Origin of the sequence: Mesorhizobium sp. M7D.F.Ca.US.004.03.1.1 (assembly GCF_003998635.1) — a bacterium.
GTDB lineage: Bacteria > Pseudomonadota > Alphaproteobacteria > Rhizobiales > Rhizobiaceae > Mesorhizobium > Mesorhizobium loti.
Window position 1 is genome coordinate 1 of record NZ_RZQG01000665.1, and the last position, 3373, is coordinate 3373.

The 3373-nt window shown below is 63.3% G+C and carries 6 protein-coding genes; 3 read left to right on the forward strand and 3 right to left on the reverse strand.

Annotated features, from left to right (window positions below; genetic code table 11):
- A partial coding sequence (locus EN935_RS27595; protein ID WP_206534581.1) for a glutathione S-transferase C-terminal domain-containing protein occupies positions 1-377 on the forward strand: 377 nt, incomplete at its 5' end.
- 88 nt (positions 378-465) lie between these two features.
- On the opposite strand, the gene EN935_RS27600 is transcribed toward EN935_RS27595, so the two are convergent.
- A complete protein-coding gene (locus tag EN935_RS27600) occupies positions 466-723 on the reverse strand; it encodes a DUF2934 domain-containing protein (RefSeq protein WP_127264936.1) in 258 nt (85 codons plus the stop codon).
- Positions 724-982: 259 nt separating this feature from the next.
- On the opposite strand from EN935_RS27600, the gene ndk reads away from it, so the two are divergent.
- Positions 983-1405: a nucleoside-diphosphate kinase gene (gene ndk, locus EN935_RS27605; RefSeq protein WP_027048827.1), complete on the forward strand. Its 423-nt coding sequence runs from the start codon at positions 983-985 to the stop codon at positions 1403-1405.
- Positions 1406-1556: 151 nt separating this feature from the next.
- Complete coding sequence (locus EN935_RS27610; RefSeq protein WP_109662901.1) at positions 1557-2162, forward strand: class I SAM-dependent methyltransferase; 606 nt, start codon at positions 1557-1559, stop codon at positions 2160-2162.
- 72 nt (positions 2163-2234) lie between these two features.
- Here the strand turns inward: EN935_RS27610 and EN935_RS27615 are convergent, their stop codons facing one another.
- Both EN935_RS27615 and EN935_RS27620 read right to left on the reverse strand, forming a co-directional pair.
- Positions 2235-2999: a YbaY family lipoprotein gene (locus EN935_RS27615; protein ID WP_109662899.1), complete on the reverse strand. Its 765-nt coding sequence runs from the start codon at positions 2997-2999 to the stop codon at positions 2235-2237.
- Positions 3000-3127: 128 nt separating this feature from the next.
- Positions 3128-3373, reverse strand: a 246-nt coding sequence (locus tag EN935_RS27620) for a molybdenum cofactor biosynthesis protein MoaE (RefSeq protein WP_206534582.1), incomplete at its 5' end; no start/stop codon positions are given.

The window sequence follows — 3373 nt, forward strand, 5'->3', positions numbered from 1 at the left end:
CCATCCATCCCTATGTGACCACCGCGGCGATCATGGACCTTCATGCCATGCAGGACGCGGAAAATGCCGTCTATTTCCGCCAGAACCGGGAGCAGCGTCTCGGCAAGCGGCTGGAAGACGTGATGGCAGCCCGAGACGCCGGGCTCGGCACTTTCAGGGCCTCGCTGGAACCCTTGCGTTCAATGCTCTTCTATCAGCCATTCATCGGTGGCGGTTCGCCGCTGTTTGCCGACTATATCGTCTTCGGCGCGCTGCAATGGGCGCGCATAGCCTCGCCTTACCAACTGCTCGACGACGGCGACGTGGTGGCGCAGTGGTTCACTCGCTGCCTCGACCTGCATGGCGGGCTGGGACGAAAGGTGGCCGCGGCGGCGTGACGCCGCAACGCCTGCCCTTGCCGCAAGGCAGCACGAGGGCCGTCAATGTCCTGCGGAAAAGGTCAGCAGCGAGGAGATAGCTGGGGCCTTACTTGGCCGCCGCCTTCTTTGGCTTGCTGGCCTTCGTGGCAGCCTTTGCTTCCTTGGGGGCGGCTTTTGCCTTGCCGGCGCCAGCTGCCTTCTTGGTTGGCTTTTTGGCTGCCTTCCCCGCGGCATCCTCCTGGTCGACATCGGCCGCCGCCTGATGCCAATGGCGCTCATGGTGTCCGGCCGGCTGTCCCTCTTGCAGCCAGATCTGATGCGCGCGGTTGCGAATGCGTTCCTGACGATCGTCTGTCATGGTCATGTTGCTCCATGCGGGCCGACTTCAGCGCGGCGCCGACGCGCGAGTATAGCAAGCAAAGTCTCATATGGCAGCCATCCGATGTCAGCTTCGGGAGCGCAGCGGCCTGCCCTTCGCTATCGCTCCCGGCGTTCGTCGCTCGGAAAGCCAAGCAATTGGCTTTCCCTCCGCTTCGCGGACCGTTCCTCACCCCTTGGCAATGGGCCGGGCGGCTTGTATAGAGCCCGCCACTCTCAATTCCATTCTCAGACAAGGACGACCCATGGCGCTCGAACGCACATTTTCCATGATCAAGCCGGACGCAACCCGGCGCAACCTCACCGGCGCCATTACCAGGATGCTGGAAGAGGCTGGCCTGCGCGTCATCGCCTCGCGCCGGGTCTGGATGAGCCGCCGCGAAGCTGAAGGCTTCTATGCCGTCCACAAGGATCGCCCGTTCTTCGGCGAGCTGGTGGAGTTCATGTCGTCGGCACCGACAATCGTGCAGGTGCTGGAAGGCGAGAATGCCATTGCGCGCAACCGCGAAGTGATGGGCGCCACCAACCCGGCCAACGCCGCCGAAGGCACCATCCGCAAGGTGCATGCGCTGTCGATCGGCGAAAACTCGGTGCACGGCTCCGACGCGCCGGAGACCGCGGCAGAAGAGATCAAGTACTGGTTCTCGGACACCGAGATCGTCGGCTGAGCCGACAGTCCAGACCTTGGATCCCGTAAAAAAGGCCGGCGTTTCGCCGGCCTTTTTCATTGGCTTGAAACGGATCAGGTCTCGCGCACGAACTGCATGTACCAGGGTGCGACATGGAGCGTATATTGCCGACAATGGAGCGGACCACAGCATGACCAGTGCCATTCCGGGCTTCTTCCAGGGCACAGAGATGCCGAACAGCGGCTGGTGGGAGGCGCTGTGGCCCGACCCCGCCGCCGTGCTTTCGGCAACGGGGATCAAGCCAGGCATGGAGGTGATCGATCTCTGCTGCGGCGACGGCTGGTTCACGCTGCCGATCGCCAGGGTGGTTCGTCATGTCGTGGCCATCGATATCGATGCCGATCTGCTTGAAGCCGCCAGACGCAGGTTGGCCGAAAGCGGCGCGACGAATTGCGACTTTGTCGCGGGAGACGCCTATGAGCTTGCAAGCCTGGTGTCTCGACCCGCCGACTTCATCTTCATGGCCAACGCCTTTCACGGCGTTCCGGACCGGCCGCGTCTGGCGCGCGCGGTGCGGGCGACACTCAGCCCAGGCGGCCGTTTCGCCATCGTCAACTGGCACCAGCGCCCGCGCGAAACAACGATCGTCCAGGGCGAGCCTCGCGGACCTAGGACCGAATTGAGGCTGTCGCCAGAACAGACCATAGCAGCCGCCGAGGCGGGTGGCCTCAGGCTTACCGAACTGGTCGAGGTGCCGCCCTATCACTACGGCGCCGTGTTCGCACCGGCTGAGTGAGAGCATCTGTTCGCTACGGCACCAGCGTGCCGAGATCCGTGGTCAGGCCATGAGCCCGACCATCAAGATGCCTCAGCTTGCAGCGCTAAGGCGCAGAATCTCGCGGCCATCCTTGTCGGCGATGGTGAGCTTGCCGGCATCGACAGTGTATGATGCTGCCTTGGCCAATGCATCGAACAGCGCCTTTTCCTCAGCCATCACCTCCGGCGCGCAGGCCTTGTAGGTCGAGCCGATGTCGCTGATCGCGATCGTTTGGCCATCGACCTTGGCGGTGGCGAAATAGGTGTTGCAGGGGCCGCTGCCGCCTGCCTTGCCGGCCTCGCTGACCCTGAACGTCGCTTGCGGGGCGGTGATGGCACCGATGCCGTCGACATAGTCGACCAGCCAGAGCTGGTCAAAGACGGAAACCGCCGGCTCGGCGCTCGGCGTCACCATCTTCAGCATGATGGTCTGCGGCACGTCGGTCAGCGGATCGACCTGATGGCGCATATCGGAGATGAACAGGAGCTTGTCGTCGACGGTGATGCGGGCTTGCAACGCATAAGTCATCTGCGACCGGATGACGGAAGGGTCGAATTTGATCTCGAAGCTGATCGGCACCTGGCCGGCCGGCTTCACTTTCTGTTCGCCGATAATGGTGGCCGGCGCATCGGCCAGCGACACATCGGCAAGCTGGACAGAGAGCACGGCACTGGGCGGCAAGGCGATGCGCTCGCGATAGATCACCTCGCCTCTCACGGAATTTTCGGCGGCAACAGACAGTTCCGGCACGGCCAATATGCCGACGACCAGAGGCACGAAACCGAAGACGAAGAACTCCGCGATCCTGTCCAGCATGACCATCTCCCTTGCCCCGGGCCGCCAGTGCCCAGGTTGGCCAATGCCCCGGGCTGTCAACGCCCAAGCTGACCAACCGCGCTCAATTGGCCAAAGGATTGCGGTCAATGCATGGCTGCGGCGGTATTTTAGTCCGACGATTTCCAGCGGCCGGCCGCCTCGTCGTCGGCCTCCTTGGCCTCGACCCAACCGCCCTCGGAGCCGTCAGCGCGATGCTCCTTCTTCCAGAAGGGCGCGCGCGATTTCAAATAGTCCATGAGAAAGTTCGCTGCCTCGAACGCCGCGTGGCGATGCGCCGAGGCGGTCACCACCAGCACGATGTTCTCGCCGGGCGCGATCTTGCCATGGCGGTGAATGGCGGTGAGGCCCTGCAG

What these genes read in the sequence shown, in the direction of transcription:
- EN935_RS27610 (WP_109662901.1), top strand. Translation starts at nt 1,557, where the DNA reads ATGACCAGTGCCATTCCGGGCTTCTTCCAGGGCACAGAGATGCCGAAC.
- EN935_RS27615 (WP_109662899.1), bottom strand. Translation starts at nt 2,999, where the DNA reads ATGCTGGACAGGATCGCGGAGTTCTTCGTCTTCGGTTTCGTGCCTCTG.
- ndk (WP_027048827.1), top strand. Translation starts at nt 983, where the DNA reads ATGGCGCTCGAACGCACATTTTCCATGATCAAGCCGGACGCAACCCGG.
- EN935_RS27600 (WP_127264936.1), bottom strand. Translation starts at nt 723, where the DNA reads ATGACCATGACAGACGATCGTCAGGAACGCATTCGCAACCGCGCGCAT.